Genomic DNA, 15581 nt, shown 5'->3' with positions numbered 1-15581 from the left:
TCAGTACGGGTAGGAAAGATTCCCTTGATACGGGGCGGGTATTGTAATCGTTCGCCGACGTTGTGACCAGAGCCTGAAAACGGTCAAATTTTTAACGTCCTCACTTTTATAAACTAACCGCTTTTCGGAAAAGTTAAATCGAAATCCAGTACACTGTTTTTATGTATTTTCACGGGTGTTAACGATGATAGCCAGAGAGGGATGAACCGGTATGCATTATGATGCGATTGTTGTCGGGGGCGGAATGGTCGGTGCCGCCGCCGCATTGGGTCTGGCCCGGAATGGTTTTCAGGTTGCGGTTATCGAACAGGATGCGCCTGCCTCTTTCGATATTGACAGCGCGCCCGATCTGCGCATTTCTGCGGTGGGTTATGCCTCTGTTGCATTGCTGAAACAGCTTGGCGTCTGGCAGCGGGTCGAACGGATGCGCAGTGCGCCGTATCGACGTCTCGAAACCTGGGAATGGGAGAATGCCCGTGTGGTGTTTGATGCGGCGGAGATCCATTTACCGGAGTTGGGATTCATGGTGGAAAACCGGGTCCTGCAACTGGCGCTGTGGGAAAGTTTGTGTGAAGAGGCTAATTGCCGGCGCTATTGCCCCGCGACGCCGGAAAGCCTGCAACACACCGGGCAGGGCTGGCGCCTGCAACTTGATGATGGGCAGACGCTGACGACGTCTCTGGTGCTGGGGGCGGATGGCGCTAATTCCAGGATACGTCAGTGGGCTGGTATTGGCATCAGCGGCTGGCAGTATCGACAGTCCTGCATGTTAATCAGCGTCGAAATGGGTTATCCGCAACAGGATGCCACCTGGCAGCAGTTTACGCCCGCGGGGCCGCGCGCGTTTCTGCCGCTGTTTGACCGCTGGGGATCGCTGGTCTGGTATGACAGTCCGCAGCGGATTCGCCAGCTTCAGGCAATGCCGCTGGCGCAGTTGGATAAAGAAATTGCGGCGGCGTTTCCTGAGCGTTTGGGACCGGTCAAATCTCATGCCGCGGGGTCGTTTCCGCTGATACGCCGTCATGCGCAGACCTATGTTCAGCCCGGACTGGCCCTGTTGGGCGATGCCGCGCACACCATCAATCCCCTGGCGGGCCAAGGGGTGAATCTGGGCTATCGCGATGTGGAAACCTTGCTGGATGTGTTGATCAGCGCTCGCGACGCCGGAGAAGAATGGTTTTCCGAACCGGTGCTGCGCCGTTACCAGCATCGTCGCAAGCCAGACAACCTGCTGATGCAAAGCGGTATGGATGTGTTCTACAACGCGTTCAGCAACGCGCTGCCGCCGTTGGGTTTGGCTCGTAATCTGGCGTTGATGGTCGCCCAGCGAGCCGGTAAGTTAAAACAGCAAGCATTGAAGTACGCGATAGGCGTTTAGCGTATTGCTTGTTTAAAGCGTCGCGCTGGCTGCTGATAAGACAGCGTGACGGCGCCATTGTAAGATATTCAGTTGCTCGTTTCGGTGGCGGTAAAAAATGGTTACGCAACTGCAAACTTTTATCGCCACGTTGCCGCCACACATAAGAAAACGGGGCGACGTCTTGCGACTATCGCCCCGTATCCTGCTGTTTTACCAGCTTTATTTGGCTGGGGTACGAGGATTCGAACCTCGGAATGCCGGAATCAGAATCCGGTGCCTTACCGCTTGGCGATACCCCAAAAATGTGGTGGCTACGACGGGAATCGAACCTGTGACCCCAGCATTATGAGTGCTGTGCTCTAACCAGCTGAGCTACGTAGCCAGATTTTACTGCTAATCTGATGGCGTTTCAATAAAAATCTTTAACATCAATTAGATGGCTGGGGTACCTGGATTCGAACCAGGGAATGCTGGTATCAAAAACCAGTGCCTTACCGCTTGGCGATACCCCAACAGGACAGCGAATTTTTCAGCAGATGTGATGAAGATGGCTGGGGTACCTGGATTCGAACCAGGGAATGCCGGTATCAAAAACCGGTGCCTTACCGCTTGGCGATACCCCAATCAATAACAAAACACTATCAAGCTTCGAAAAGCGATGTCAAACCGTGAAAGTAATGGTGCGGGAGGCGAGACTTGAACTCGCACACCTTGCGGCGCCAGAACCTAAATCTGGTGCGTCTACCAATTTCGCCACTCCCGCAAAAAAGATGGTGGCTACGACGGGAATCGAACCTGTGACCCCAGCATTATGAGTGCTGTGCTCTAACCAGCTGAGCTACGTAGCCATCTTTTCCGCGTCACCTTCATCGGCGTTGCGGGGCGCATTATGCGTAGTTGGCCTAATTGCGTCAACAAATTTTTTCCCGAAAAACGCTTACTCAGGGCCGTTTGTTTGGGTTGTGAACAGTATGGTGAGAAAAGCGTCAAAAAGCGGGCCGCGATGAAAAATCAAATAGAAAAACGGGCCGCTGACGGCCCGTTTCGTAGTACGAATAAATCAGGTTATTGGTAGGCGGACTGGTGTACGCCAACAGCGCGCCCTGACGGATCATCCATCTTTTTGAAGGACTCATCCCACTCAATCGCTTTGGCGGAAGAACAGGCGACAGACGGGCCGCCAGGAACACATTCAGCCGCGCTAGGCACCGGGAATAACTCTTCAAAAACTTCACGGTACAGATAGCCTTCTTTGGAGGTCGGCGTGTTGTACGGGAAGCGGAAGTGTGCGGTTTCCATCTGCTGATCGGTCACCTGCTGGGCGGCGACTTCTTTCAGTGTATCAATCCAGCTGTAGCCCACGCCGTCAGAGAACTGCTCTTTCTGGCGCCATGCAACGCTGTGCGGCAGATATGATTCAAAGCACTCGCGCACAATGTGTTTTTCCATTTTGCCATTGCCGCACATCTTGTCGCGCGGGTTGATACGCATAGCCACATCCAGGAATTTTTTATCCAGGAACGGTACACGCGCTTCTACGCCCCAGGCGGACATCGCTTTGTTGGCGCGGGCGCAATCGTACTGATGCAGCGCCAGCAATTTACGCACGGTTTCCTCGTGGAACTCTTTGGCGTTCGGCGCTTTATGGAAATACAGGTAGCCGCCGAATACTTCATCCGCACCCTCACCGGATAAGACCATTTTGATGCCCATCGCTTTGATTTTGCGAGACATCAGGTACATCGGCGTTGAGGCGCGGATGGTGGTCACATCATAGGTTTCGATGTGATAAATGACATCGCGAATCGCATCCAGACCTTCTTGTACGGTGAAGTGGATTTCGTGGTGAACCGTACCCAGGTGGTCGGCCACTTCCTGAGCGGCTTTCAAGTCCGGGGAACCTTCCAGACCAACGGCAAAGGAGTGTAACTGCGGCCACCAGGCTTCGCTGCGCTCATCGTCCTCGACGCGACGAGCGGCGTATTTTTTTGTGATGGCGGAGATAACGGAAGAGTCCAGCCCGCCAGACAACAGTACGCCGTATGGGACATCAGACATCAGGTGGCTTTTCACGGATTCTTCCAGCGCTTCACGCAGCGCATCGGCGTCGGTTTCGTTGTCTTTTACGTTTTCGTAATCGAACCAGTCACGACGATAATATTCGCGGATTTCTCCGTCTTTGCTCCACAAATAGCTGCCAGCCGGAAATTCTTTAATCGTGCGGCATACCGGAACCAGCGCTTTCATTTCAGAAGCGACATAGAAGTTGCCGTGTTCATCATAGCCCATGTAAAGCGGGATGATGCCCAGGTGGTCACGGCCAATCAGATAGGCGTCTTGTTCGATGTCATAGAGAGCGAAGGCGAACATGCCGCGCAGATCATCGAGAAACGCCGGGCCTTTTTCCTGATACAGCGCCAGGATCACTTCACAGTCGGAACCAGTCTGGAACGCGTAACGGTCGGCGTATTGCTGACGCAATGCCTGATGGTTGTAAATTTCACCGTTAACGGCCAGAACATGAGTGTGTGCTGCGTTGTACAGCGGTTGAGCACCGGTGTTCACGTCAACGATAGACAGACGTTCATGCGCCAGAATCGCTTTGTCGCCGGCATAAACGCCAGACCAGTCAGGTCCGCGGTGACGCATTAAACGTGATGACTCCAGCGCTTTTTTACGCAATTCAACCGGATCGGTCTTGAGATCAAGCACACCGAAAATAGAACACATAAGTTACTCCCTCAGTTCGCTTGTATCGCCAAGCGCAGCTTTATTTCAGATTTAGTCAGGTTTCAAATTAGCCAGATATGATTCACGGAGCAAACCGAGCATTCCGTGTTTCCGCATCCTGATTACAGATGCTGTGACATTGCCAATGATTTAGCATCAAAACGCCACCATAATTCAATATCATCTAATAAAAAAAGCCATCTTGCCGATGTTTCGATAATTTATATCGCAATTTGATGAGTAATCCATAAGTTAATGCAATGTAATCGCCGGATTTTTAGAGATCACATAATCCGGTATGAGAGGGAAAATTCGATAATCAGTGATTTTCCAGCAAATGTTGCAGCAAAACGCCATTCAACATAGCACGCTTTACCAGCGCAAAAGCGCCGATCGCGGAAAGATAGCTCAGGCTGGAGACTTCTATGGGCAGATTGATACGGAAATCTTTCAAGACCTGGGTATTGATGCAGCGCTGTATGGCCGGCAGCAGGATCTTGTCGGCTTGCGTAATTTCACCGGCAATCACCACTTTCTGTGGATTGAACAGGTTGATGGCGATAGAAACCGCTTTGCCCAGATATTGCCCTGCGTGTTCAATGACTTCCCTGGCCAGCGTATCACCCCGGTTAGCGGCCTTGCAGATGGCCGTAATGGTGCAGTTGTCGGGGGAAATTTTGCTGGGGTAGCCCTGCTGTAATAAGTGCAGTACCCGCTGTTCAATAGCGGCGTTGGCGACCACGGTTTCCAGACAGCCGAAATTACCACAGTGACAACGTTCTCCTAATGGATCAATCTGGATATGACCGATCTCCCCAACGTTGCGGCTATTGCCAAGAAAGATCTGTCCGTTGACCAGAATACCGGCGCCGGTTCCGCGATGGACGCGCACCAGAATGGAGTCTAGGGCGTCATGCGTGACGCCGAAATAGTGTTCCGCCAACGCCAGACTGCGAATATCGTGCCCGACAAAGCTGGTGACGTGGAAACGGCGTTGCAGGTTTTCGGCCAGCGGCCAGTTGTTGATGTTGATATGCGGCATGTAACGGATAATGCCCGCATTGGGATCAACCAATCCCGGCAGAACAACGGAGATGGCGATCAGTTCGCGGATACGGCGCTGGTGGCTATCGATAAAGTGATTGATTGCCTTGAACAACGCGGTTTCCAGTGTTTCCTGCGTTTTTTCCGGCAGATCATAATGTTCCTCCGCCAGCGATTTTCCCTGGAGATCGTACAACGCAATGGTGGCGTCGAGGCGGCCAAGCCGAACGGCAACGGCATGAAAAGGACGGGTTTCGGTGACAATGGAGATAGCGCGTCTGCCGCCGGTGGATGCCTGTTGATCGACTTCTTTAATCAGCCCGCGCTCCAGAAGCTGGCGGGTAATTTTCGTGACGCTGGCGGGGGCAAGCTGGCTCTGTTCGGCAATCTGTATCCGTGAGATGGGACCATGCTGGTCAATCAGGCGGTACACGACCGCGCTGTTCAATTGCTTAACCAGATCAATGTTCCCTATTTGCGCTTGTCCGCCTGTGGTCATGAAAAAGTTACTCGCTTGTAATCAATGTTTTGTAATCAACGTTTTATTGGCGTAAACACCTCGTCGCCGTTAACCAGGGTGTTGAGAATATGGTAATCGCGATTGAAAACCACCAGATTGGCGACCTTACCGCTTTCGATACTGCCTAACTGTTTGTCTATGCCGATGGCGCGAGCAGGGTAGAGCGTCGCCATACGGATCGCTTCATCCAGCGCAATACCGGCATGTTCCACGCTGTTGCGCACCGCTTCAATCATCGTAAGGGCGGAGCCGCTTAAGGTGCCGTTGTCATCCACACAGAGTCCGTTGCGGTAGTATATGGTTTTACCGGCAAAAATGAACTGATCAATATCCGCGCCTGCTGGTGCGGTGGCGTCGGTGACCAGCACCAGTTTGTCGCCTTTGATCCGTTTACTGTTGCGGATGTTCGCCCAGTCGACGTGCAAACCATCGGCGATAACCCCGCAATAGACTTCCGGCGCATCGTAGACTGCGCCGACCAGACCGGGTTCACGCCCTGTCAGATAAGGCATGGCGTTGAACAGATGGGTGGCGAAGCGGATGCCTGCGGCAAAACCTTGTTTGGCCTGCGCCCAGGTCGCGTTGGAATGCCCTGCTGAAACTACGATGCCCGCAGCGGTGAGTTGATGAATGACCGATGGTTTGACTTTTTCCGGCGCCAGCGTGATTTTTGTAATGACATCAGCGTTTTGACACAGGAAATCAACCAGTTCTTGCGTTGGCTGGCGAATAAATGCGGCGTCATGCGTGCCTTTTTTAATCATGTTCAACCACGGGCCTTCAAGGTGTAAACCCAACGCCTGATGACGGTGTTGCGTTAGATAGGCGCGCATCACCTCCACGGCCTGCTTCATGGACGTATCGCTGGAGGTGATAAGCGTCGGCAAAAAACTGGTGCAGCCTGATTGCTGATTGGTTTGCTGCATGATTTTCAGCGTTTGGACGGAAATCGCATCCAGTGAATCGTTGAACTGGACGCCGCCGCAACCATTCAATTGGAGATCAATAAATCCGGGGGCGATAAATGCGCCGCCAACATCGCGTTGCGGCAGTCCGGCGGGAAGGTCGGCAATCGGACGGATATCCTCGATCAATCCGTTGGCAATCACGGCGGCATGGTTATCCAGAACCTGGTGACCGGTAAAAATCCGGCCATTTGTTAAAGCGAACATCATCAACTCCTGGCTACAGATTAAAGATTTTTCATGTTTTCCGCTTCTAACTCACGGAAATATTTAACAGTTTTAACTTTTAGCTCCATCGTGGAAGGTTCATCGCAAACCATTAGCGCTTTGGCGTGAAGTTGCAGGCAACTGATGGTCCACATATGGTTGACGTTTCCTTCCACTGCCGCCTGTAACGCCTGCGCCTTGTTGCGTCCGGTTACCAGAATCATCACTTCTTCGGCATCCAGCAAGGTGCCGACGCCAACAGTCAGCGCGAATTTTGGCACCAAATCGACATTGCCGCCAAAGAAGCGGGAATTGGCGATACGAGTTTCTTCCGTCAGCGTTTTGATTCGGGTACGGGAAGCGAGAGAAGACGCGGGTTCATTGAAGGCGATATGTCCGTCATTGCCCACACCGCCCATAAAGAGATGAATTTTGCCATAGGACTGAATTTTCTCTTCATAGCGGTGACATTCTGCGGTGATGTCTTCGGCGTTACCGTTCAACAGGTTAATGTTTTCACGCGGAATATCAACGTGATTGAAAAAATTCTGATACATGAAGGTATGGTAGCTTTCCGGGTGATCGGCTGGCAGACCAACATATTCATCCATATTGAAGGTAACGACATGCTTAAAGCTCACCTGTCCGGCTTGATGCATTTCCACCAGGGATTTATAGGCTGCCAGCGGTGAACTGCCGGTCGGCAACCCCAGCACGAAAGGCCGATCCGCACTGGGATTGAAGGCATTGATTTTCCCGACGATATAGCGGGCGGACCATTTGCCGACATCCGCCGCGGTGGTCAGTGGGATGAGTCTCATCAACGATCTCCTGATTTTCCTGCGAGGTTAAACACGTTATAGCGTAAATCGCGCGAGCGGCGCGGTTTAGTTCTGAGCTAAAATCAGTCTACCTTGTTTTTTTTAATCTTGAAATAAGTTGGCGTTTTATTCAGGTATAAATTTTTTGTATGCGAATTTTTAGTGATTGTTATCACATAATTCCGGGGTTTAATTTGCGTAGCGAAATATTTTTCTTACACTCGATGCCAAAGCCATGCTCTATGGTTTGACCCGGCAGTGAGCAAGTCTAAACGGCAGTTTTGTTTGCCCCTTAGGGGAAGAGAGGGAAAGGTGAGTATCGTTAGCTATTTACAAAAAGTTGGGCGGGCGTTGATGGTGCCAGTCGCGACGCTGCCTGCTGCCGCCATTCTGATGGGCATCGGCTACTGGATTGATCCGGTGGGCTGGGGCGGCGAAAATGCGTTGGCCGCCCTGTTTATCAAATCAGGGGCGGCTATTATCGAACATATGGCGGTGTTGTTTGCCGTGGGTATCGCGTATGGCATGTCGAAAGATAAAGATGGCGCCGCCGCGTTGACCGGGTTTGTCGGTTATCTGGTGCTGACCACGCTCTGCTCGCCGGCGGCGGTTTCGATGATTCAAAAGATCCCGCTCGATCAGGTTCCTGCAGCTTTCGGGAAAATTGAGAACCAGTTTATCGGTATTCTGGTGGGGATTATTTCAGCGGAATTGTATAACCGCTTTAGTCAGGTGGAACTACCGAAAGCGCTGTCATTCTTTAGTGGACGCCGTCTAATTCCCATTCTGACATCGTTCCTGATGATTCTGGTTGCCTTCATTTTAATGTATGTGTGGCCGACTATTTATAATGCGTTGGTGACTTTTGGCGAACATATCCAGCAATTAGGGTCGGCGGGCGCTGGAATTTATGCGTTCTTTAACCGGCTGCTGATCCCTGTTGGTTTGCACCATGCGCTGAACTCGGTGTTCTGGTTTGATGTCGCCGGTATTAACGACATACCGAATTTCCTTGCCGGACAGCAGTCTATTGATGCGGGTAAAGCGGTTGCGGGGATCACCGGACGTTATCAGGCCGGGTTCTTCCCGATTATGATGTTTGGTCTGCCAGGGGCGGCGCTGGCGATTTATCACTGCGCGCGCCCTGAGAATAAGAACAACGTCGCCGGGATTATGCTGGCGGCGGCCTTTGCTTCCTTTTTCACCGGGATCACTGAACCGCTTGAGTTCTCCTTTATGTTTGTCGCGCCCGTACTGTATTTCCTGCATGCGCTGCTTACCGGGATTTCCGTGTTCATTGCGGCCAGCATGCAATGGATGGCCGGTTTTGGTTTTAGCGCCGGTCTGGTGGATATGGTGTTGTCGTCGCGTAACCCGCTGGCAACGCACTGGTATATGCTGATACCGCAAGGGCTGGTGTTCTTCGTCGTTTACTATCTGGTATTCCGTTTTACCATCACCCGCTTCAATTTGCTGACGCCGGGACGTGAGCTCTCTGTCAGTGGCAGCGAGGCGGATGGATATAACGTCAGTACGATGCCGGCGACATCCGCCAGCCAGGATACCGAGCAATTGGCGCGCGGCTATCTGCAAGCGCTTGGCGGCAAAGACAATCTGGTGGGGATTGATGCCTGTATTACGCGTTTGCGTCTGAATGTCGTTGATTCCGCGCTGGTTGATGATGCCGAGGCAAAACGGCTTGGCGCGGCGGGCGTTATCCGTCTGAATAAGCAAAGCGTGCAGATTGTGGTGGGGACGCGGGCGGAATCCATTGCAGCTGCACTAAAGAACGTCAAACAGTAGCCTGCGCCAATACGAATGGTGTTTGCGTTATATCGGTCAGCGCAATAAAGGCTGACGGACGCAGGTTAAGTTTACGGGGTGAGATCAGCGTCTCATCCCGTTTTTTTTCATCATGGATAATTTAATGAAACTAACGGTTGTTTCCCGACGTAGCTTATTGGATCATTAGCGGTTATATGTCGTTGTCGCATTGAGGAATCAAACATGAGTGAGGCCGAAGCCCGCCCAACTAACTTTATTCGTCAGATTATTGATGAAGATTTGGCATCCGGTAAGCATGACCATATCCAGACGCGTTTTCCGCCGGAGCCTAACGGCTATCTGCATATCGGTCACGCGAAGGCTATCTGCCTGAACTTTGGTATTGCCCGCGATTATCAGGGGCAGTGCAACCTGCGTTTTGACGATACCAACCCGGTTAAAGAAGATATTGAATACGTTGAGTCAATCAAACGTGACGTGAAGTGGTTGGGTTTCTCATGGAGCGGCGATGTTCGCTATTCTTCCGATTATTTCGATCAACTGCACCAGTATGCGGTGGAGTTGATTACTAAAGGACTGGCTTATGTGGATGAACTGACGCCAGAACAGATCCGGGAATACCGCGGTACGCTGACGTCGCCGGGGAAGGAAAGCCCTTATCGTAACCGCAGCGTACAGGAAAACCTCGCGTTGTTTGAAAAAATGCGTAACGGTGGTTTTGCCGAAGGCACCGCCTGTCTGCGCGCCAAGATTGATATGGCATCGTCGTTTATCGTGATGCGCGATCCGGTTCTCTATCGTATTAAGTTTGCCGAACATCATCAGACCGGCAACAAGTGGTGCATCTATCCGATGTATGATTTTACTCACTGCATTTCCGATGCGCTGGAAGGCGTGACGCATTCTCTGTGTACGCTGGAATTTCAGGATAATCGGCGTTTGTATGATTGGGTGCTGGACAACATTACGATCCCTTGCCATCCGCGTCAGTATGAGTTTTCACGTCTGAATCTTGAATACGCCATCATGTCCAAGCGTAAGCTGAACCTGTTGGTCGAGGAAAAGATTGTCGAGGGCTGGGACGACCCGCGTATGCCGACCATTTCCGGTTTGCGTCGTCGTGGTTATAGTGCGGCCTCTATCCGTGAGTTCTGTGTACGTATCGGCGTCACCAAACAGGACAACAATGTCGAAATGGCGGCGCTGGAATCCTGTATTCGCGACGATCTGAACGAAAATGCGCCGCGCGCCATGGCCGTGCTGGATCCGGTGAAGCTGATCATTGAAGACCTGTCTTCAGACCATGAAGAGTGGGTGACGATGCCAAATCATCCGAATAAGCCGGAGATGGGCACGCGTCAGGTGGCGTTCAGCCGCGAGATTTATATTGATCGCGCCGACTTCCGTGAAGAAGCCAATAAGCAATACAAACGTCTGGTGCTGGGCAAGGAAGTTCGTCTACGTAATGCTTACGTGGTCAGGGCCAACCGGATAGAAAAAGATGAGCAGGGGACAATCACCGCTATTTATTGCAGCTATGATCCCGATACGCTGAGTAAAGATCCGGCTGACGGACGCAAAGTGAAAGGCGTTATTCACTGGGTGTCAGTGGTGCATGCGCTGCCCGCGGAATTCCGCCTGTACGATCGTTTGTTCAGCGTAGCGAATCCGGCGGCGGCGGATGATTTTCTGTCCACCATTAACCCCGATTCACTAAAGGTTGTTCTCGGATTTGTCGAAAGCAGTCTGGCGCAGGCTGAAGTAGAAAAGGCCTATCAGTTTGAACGGGAAGGCTATTTCTGTGCCGATCGGGTTTATTCAAGTCAGGCGCATCTGGTGTTTAATCGCACGGTCGGCTTGCGTGATACCTGGGTAGGCTAAGCTTTTTGCTGAAGAAAAATAAAACCGCCGCGGCGGTTTTATTTTTTAAGCGGTCGATTTATCTTTTTGCGTCGTGTAGGGTTTCGTCTTCACGGCAATCCCCTTCACTACACTGACCATACAGATACAAACTGTGGTTTGTCAGTTTGATATTATGTCTTTCGGCGATCTCACGCTGGCGCGCTTCAATATATTCATCCCGAAATTCAATGACTTTGCCACAATCCAGGCAAATCAGATGGTCATGATGATGTTGCTGAGTCAGTTCAAAAACTGATTTACCACCTTCAAAATTATGGCGAGTTACGATGCCAGCATCATCAAACTGATTGAGCACGCGATAGACGGTCGCCAGACCAATCTCTTCACCCATATCAATCAGTTTTTTATATAAATCTTCCGCACTGACGTGATGGCACTCCGGGGCCTGCAATACTTCCAGGATCTTCAGTCTTGGAAGAGTGACTTTCAGGCCGGCCTTCTTTAATGCGGTGTTGTTGTCAGTCATGCGGATTTAGTCCTGTTGCTTACTTATTCAATGGAGGCTATCTAGCCTATAACATCGGTCGGCTCAAAAATGTAATAGCGTCTCAATTATAGAACCGTGCATTCAAAATGAAAACAAGGGAATGTTAACAAAAGTGTTCCCACAATGACTACAGGTATACGACGCAATCTGTTGTTGGTAAATGGGGAAACTCAATGCACGTACAAAACCGATAGGATTATTGTACAGGTTTATGAAGGGAAGTTAAAAAAATGTATCAATTATAAAGAAAGGTTTTTCCTATTGATCTGGCCCTGATCATGTCATCAGGGCCAAAGAATAACCTTAACCAACCAAGTCCTTCAGGCTCAGTTCTTCGCTGATCTGTTTCACCCAGGCGGTTACGCGCTCGCTGGTCAGTTCAGGTTGACGATCTTCGTCAATGGGCAGACCGATGAAATGGCTGTCATCAGCCAGCCCTTTGGAGGCTTCGAAGTAATAGCCTTCTGTCGGCCAGTGACCGACGATGGTCGCGCCGCGTGGCTCGATGATGTCACGGATGGTGCCCATAGCATCACAGAAATATTCCGCATAATCTTCCTGATCGCCACAGCCAAACAAGGCAACCAGTTTGCCGTTGAAATCGATCTCTTCCAGTGTTGGGAAAAAGTCGTCCCAGTCACATTGGGCCTCGCCATAATACCAGGTCGGAATGCCCAACAGCAGAATATCGAAAGCTTCAAGATCTTCTTTACTGCTTTTGGCGATGTCATGAACTTCAGCAACGTCGGCGCCCAGTTGCTGTTGGATCGTCTTGGCAATGTTCTCAGTATTGCCAGTATCACTGCCAAAGAAAATGCCTATCAGTGCCATGAATTAAATAACCTCTTGATTCTTAATGGTATGGTGCGATATTTCACCCACTTAATCGCCTCATGATAGCAGACACAAACAGCATGAGAAACTCGTATCGGTAAGGAGAAGTAAATTGGGCGGGATTTTTTCCGCTTCGGCGTGTTATCGCCGAATCCCACTATATTCAAGGCGATAGTGGCAGAGGGGACGGGTAGATAAGTAGCATCGATATATCAGAGTTCAGTGTCTAAAATTCACTAATTCTTTTTATCGGCGTATTAGTCAGCAAAAAAAATTAGCATGGTATACATGAAAAACATGGCGTTATATTTTTTATTTTGTACTTAAGTCATAATGAAATGCCATTTTAATTTTATATGTTTCAGACTAACTGATTGTGGGTCTAAATTATCACCTCAGTCTTTTTTAGTATGAAATTGAAAGTGTTCATTCGGCGCTTTATACCTCGTCCTGCCAAATCCCGCCAGGCCGATAAAGGGAAATTTCCGCATCTTAAGTAAGGTTTGTGTAAATGTCGACGCCATTCTCCAGTTCATTGATATTTAAATAGTTTAATGTTCTGCTATATGACCTAATTCACGAATTCGAAAATAGATTGAGGGAAGAGATATTCGACTCTAAATATTTTCTGAGTTTTGTCGATTAGTCAGCGTGAGCCTTTTATTGTCAACACAATGAAACGGAACACAGAAGAGAGATGCATATTCATGGAATGCATACTGTCTTTTGATTAACGATCAAAAACCATTCTTATTATTTTCTGCCTAGGTCTGGAGTGAGCTATGAAATTATTAAAGAACATCGCCATTAGAACGGCCATGCTGTGGGTATTAGGCACTTTTTGTGTGTTATGGGGCGGTGTCTCAATCTATACCATGTTCTCTTTTAAAGAGATGACGACGACATCCAAGACCAGCAGCCTGCTGGTGCAGAACATGAATTTTGTGAATCAGGGTAACGATCAATATTTTCGTATGGTCACACGTTTGTCGCGGGCGGTTGATTATCGTCGCAGCGGCGATAGCGCTTCGGCGGATAAGGAACAAACATCCGCTTTGAGCGCGCTGAATAGCTTAAAAGCTGATTTAGCCACCTTCAATACCATCGACCATGCCGGTCTGGATCACGCGTTGGTGCAGGCGGTCAGACGTGACTGGAATATTTTGATTGCAGAGGGCGTAGAGCCGCTTTATCAAAAGGCTGTCGCCAATGCTTTGGACGATTATCAGGAGCACGCCAAAAGTGTGGTCCCGCCGTTAAGTCGTCAGTTTGGCGTATCTTTATCCGCGTTTAATAAAGCCGCTTCAGAAAAGTTTGCCGCAGCGGGGGTGAGGTTTGAACAAATTACCTCGATCGGTCAAAACATTTTGCTGGCTGGTTTGATTATCGGTCTGGTGATGTTGTTCTTGACGGACCGCTATCTGTTGATCTATCTGGTTCGCCCATTGGATGTTCTACGTGATCATTTCAGCGTCATTGCTTCCGGTCAGTTAGGTAAGCCAATTATTGATTTTGGCCGTAACTGTGTGGGTAAATTGTTTCCGTTGCTGCGCGAAATGCAAGCAAGCCTGGCAAATACGGTCAGCACTATCCGCGGCAGCACTGACTCTATTTATCAAGGCGCGTCAGAAATTGCGGCGGGCAATAACGATTTGTCGTCACGCACCGAGCAGCAAGCTTCCGCATTGGAAGAAACGGCGGCCAGCATGGAACAATTGACGGCGACGGTGAAGCAGAACGCGGAAAACGCCAGTCATGCCAGCCAGTTGGCGTTGCAAGCGTCTACCACCGCCAGGAAAGGCGGAGATATCGTTGAAAACGTAGTGAAAACCATGTCGGAAATTTCCGGTAGTTCACGCAAGATCGCCGAGATCACTACCGTAATTAACGGCATTGCCTTCCAGACGAATATCCTTGCGCTTAACGCCGCGGTGGAAGCCGCACGAGCCGGTGAGCAAGGGCGTGGTTTTGCCGTGGTTGCCGGAGAGGTTCGTAGTCTGGCGCAGCGCAGCGCTCAGGCGGCGAAAGAGATTGAAGGGCTGATTGCCGAGTCGGTTCGATGCGTGGATAGTGGATCGACTCTGGTTGCCGATGCCGGCGACACCATGCATGAGATTGTGCGGGCGGTAACCAACGTGACCGACATCATGGGAGAAATCGCATCCGCTTCGGAAGAGCAGAGCAAAGGGATTGCGCAGGTCGGCCAGGCTATCGCGGAAATGGATAGCGTAACGCAACAAAACGCCTCGTTGGTGGAACAGGCTTCCGCCGCCGCATTGTCGCTGGAAGAGCAGGCCGCGTTGCTGAACCAGACGGTATCGCTATTTCAACTGTCCGAGCGGCATTCACAATCGCTAACTGTGGCAAAATCAGCGCAGGCGCCGAAAGCGGTAGCCGCTACGTCTGCCAGAAAAGCACTGCCGTCCAGTAAGGATAATTGGGAAAAATTCTGAGTGTGGTTTTTCGGTGTCAGGGATGACACCGCACCAAACTCCCGAAAATCGCTATTTCAGGCTGTTTTTTCAGCCAATTGAGCTAATAGTATTTGCTCAATCAGTTCGCTACGGCTGATATTCCGTTGCTCTGCCAGACTATTCAGTATCTCCACCGCTTCGTTGTTGATTTTTAATTCAATACGGCGCAATCCGCGTACTTTATCGCGTCGCAGTTGGTTGCGCTTATTGATTCTTAGCTGTTCATCACGTGAAAGCGGATTGGTCTTCGGGCGGCCTGGGCGACGCTCATCTGCGAATAGATCAAGCGTGGTGCGATCCGTTTGTTCTTTTGCCATAAGGTAATGATGCTGCAAGGTATTCGGACCAAAATGCACACAATCTTGCCTCCTTTCTCTTTCATACAACCTGTATCTGATCTGCTTGTTGCATGAAATCCGGGGGGTATATGA

At 50.5% G+C, this 15581-nt stretch carries 11 protein-coding genes and 6 tRNA genes; 4 read left to right on the top strand and 13 right to left on the bottom strand.

Going from position 1 to position 15581, the window contains the following annotated elements:
* Positions 1 to 211 precede the first annotated feature (211 nt).
* The gene (gene ubiF, locus DES54_RS00445) at positions 212 to 1378 is read left to right on the top strand and encodes a 3-demethoxyubiquinol 3-hydroxylase (RefSeq protein WP_113864660.1); all 1167 of its coding nucleotides are present in this window, start codon (positions 212 to 214) and stop codon (positions 1376 to 1378) included.
* Between the two features lie 206 nt (positions 1379 to 1584).
* Here ubiF and DES54_RS00440 read toward each other — a convergent pair.
* The 10 genes from DES54_RS00440 to nagB form a co-directional block, all read right to left on the bottom strand.
* Positions 1585 to 1659: transfer RNA gene (locus DES54_RS00440), tRNA-Gln, on the bottom strand.
* A gap of 6 nt (positions 1660 to 1665) precedes the next feature.
* Positions 1666 to 1742, bottom strand: a tRNA-Met gene (locus DES54_RS00435).
* 55 nt (positions 1743 to 1797) lie between these two features.
* Positions 1798 to 1872, bottom strand: a tRNA-Gln gene (locus tag DES54_RS00430).
* Positions 1873 to 1908: 36 nt separating this feature from the next.
* A tRNA-Gln gene (locus DES54_RS00425) sits at positions 1909 to 1983 on the bottom strand.
* A gap of 55 nt (positions 1984 to 2038) precedes the next feature.
* Positions 2039 to 2123: transfer RNA gene (locus DES54_RS00420), tRNA-Leu, on the bottom strand.
* A gap of 8 nt (positions 2124 to 2131) precedes the next feature.
* Positions 2132 to 2208 (bottom strand) — tRNA-Met (locus tag DES54_RS00415).
* 217 nt (positions 2209 to 2425) lie between these two features.
* Positions 2426 to 4090 carry an asparagine synthase B gene (gene asnB, locus DES54_RS00405; RefSeq protein WP_113864658.1) on the bottom strand — a complete coding sequence of 555 codons (1665 nt, stop codon included), beginning with the start codon at positions 4088 to 4090 and terminating at the stop codon, positions 2426 to 2428.
* 319 nt (positions 4091 to 4409) lie between these two features.
* On the bottom strand, positions 4410 to 5633 hold the full coding sequence (nagC, locus tag DES54_RS00400; RefSeq protein WP_113864657.1) for a DNA-binding transcriptional regulator NagC: 1224 nt from the start codon (positions 5631 to 5633) through the stop codon (positions 4410 to 4412).
* Between the two features lie 35 nt (positions 5634 to 5668).
* A complete protein-coding gene (gene nagA / locus DES54_RS00395; RefSeq protein WP_113864656.1) occupies positions 5669 to 6826 on the bottom strand; it encodes an N-acetylglucosamine-6-phosphate deacetylase in 1158 nt (385 codons plus the stop codon).
* Between the two features lie 20 nt (positions 6827 to 6846).
* Complete coding sequence (gene nagB / locus DES54_RS00390) at positions 6847 to 7647, bottom strand: glucosamine-6-phosphate deaminase (RefSeq protein WP_113864655.1); 801 nt, start codon at positions 7645 to 7647, stop codon at positions 6847 to 6849.
* Positions 7648 to 7959: 312 nt separating this feature from the next.
* Here nagB and nagE point away from each other — a divergent pair, with 312 nt between their 5' ends.
* Both nagE and glnS read left to right on the top strand, forming a co-directional pair.
* Complete coding sequence (gene nagE / locus DES54_RS00385; RefSeq protein ID WP_113864654.1) at positions 7960 to 9450, top strand: N-acetylglucosamine-specific PTS transporter subunit IIBC; 1491 nt, start codon at positions 7960 to 7962, stop codon at positions 9448 to 9450.
* Positions 9451 to 9654: 204 nt separating this feature from the next.
* Positions 9655 to 11313 (top strand): glutamine--tRNA ligase, encoded by a 1659-nt coding sequence (gene glnS / locus DES54_RS00380; RefSeq protein WP_113864653.1) that lies wholly within the window; start codon positions 9655 to 9657, stop codon positions 11311 to 11313.
* Between the two features lie 58 nt (positions 11314 to 11371).
* Here the strand turns inward: glnS and fur are convergent, their stop codons facing one another.
* Together fur and fldA are read right to left on the bottom strand one after the other, a co-directional pair.
* A complete protein-coding gene (gene fur / locus DES54_RS00375) occupies positions 11372 to 11821 on the bottom strand; it encodes a ferric iron uptake transcriptional regulator (protein ID WP_113864652.1) in 450 nt (149 codons plus the stop codon).
* A 324-nt stretch (positions 11822 to 12145) separates the two neighbouring features.
* Positions 12146 to 12673, bottom strand: coding sequence for a flavodoxin FldA (gene fldA / locus DES54_RS00370; RefSeq protein ID WP_113864651.1), 528 nt, complete (start codon positions 12671 to 12673; stop codon positions 12146 to 12148).
* A gap of 785 nt (positions 12674 to 13458) precedes the next feature.
* On the opposite strand from fldA, the gene DES54_RS00365 reads away from it, so the two are divergent.
* A complete protein-coding gene (locus tag DES54_RS00365) occupies positions 13459 to 15129 on the top strand; it encodes a methyl-accepting chemotaxis protein (RefSeq protein WP_113864650.1) in 1671 nt (556 codons plus the stop codon).
* A 56-nt stretch (positions 15130 to 15185) separates the two neighbouring features.
* On the opposite strand, the gene ybfE is transcribed toward DES54_RS00365, so the two are convergent.
* Positions 15186 to 15467 carry a LexA regulated protein gene (ybfE, locus tag DES54_RS00360; RefSeq protein WP_113864849.1) on the bottom strand — a complete coding sequence of 94 codons (282 nt, stop codon included), beginning with the start codon at positions 15465 to 15467 and terminating at the stop codon, positions 15186 to 15188.
* Between the last annotated feature and the right edge of the window lie 114 nt (positions 15468 to 15581).

This window comes from Brenneria salicis ATCC 15712 = DSM 30166 (assembly GCF_003315515.1).
Taxonomy (GTDB): domain Bacteria; phylum Pseudomonadota; class Gammaproteobacteria; order Enterobacterales; family Enterobacteriaceae; genus Brenneria; species Brenneria salicis.
Note: the sequence above shows the minus strand (reverse complement) of the source record. Positions and strands in the feature narration are given on the sequence as shown.

Bases quoted from the DNA above. Each gene is read 5' to 3' on its own strand.
- glnS (WP_113864653.1), top strand. From the start codon at position 9,655: ATGAGTGAGGCCGAAGCCCGCCCAACTAACTTTATTCGTCAGATTATT.
- asnB (WP_113864658.1), bottom strand. From the start codon at position 4,090: ATGTGTTCTATTTTCGGTGTGCTTGATCTCAAGACCGATCCGGTTGAA.
- nagA (WP_113864656.1), bottom strand. From the start codon at position 6,826: ATGTTCGCTTTAACAAATGGCCGGATTTTTACCGGTCACCAGGTTCTG.
- nagB (WP_113864655.1), bottom strand. From the start codon at position 7,647: ATGAGACTCATCCCACTGACCACCGCGGCGGATGTCGGCAAATGGTCC.
- nagC (WP_113864657.1), bottom strand. From the start codon at position 5,633: ATGACCACAGGCGGACAAGCGCAAATAGGGAACATTGATCTGGTTAAG.
- DES54_RS00365 (WP_113864650.1), top strand. From the start codon at position 13,459: ATGAAATTATTAAAGAACATCGCCATTAGAACGGCCATGCTGTGGGTA.
- ybfE (WP_113864849.1), bottom strand. From the start codon at position 15,467: ATGGCAAAAGAACAAACGGATCGCACCACGCTTGATCTATTCGCAGAT.
- ubiF (WP_113864660.1), top strand. From the start codon at position 212: ATGCATTATGATGCGATTGTTGTCGGGGGCGGAATGGTCGGTGCCGCC.
- fldA (WP_113864651.1), bottom strand. From the start codon at position 12,673: ATGGCACTGATAGGCATTTTCTTTGGCAGTGATACTGGCAATACTGAG.
- fur (WP_113864652.1), bottom strand. From the start codon at position 11,821: ATGACTGACAACAACACCGCATTAAAGAAGGCCGGCCTGAAAGTCACT.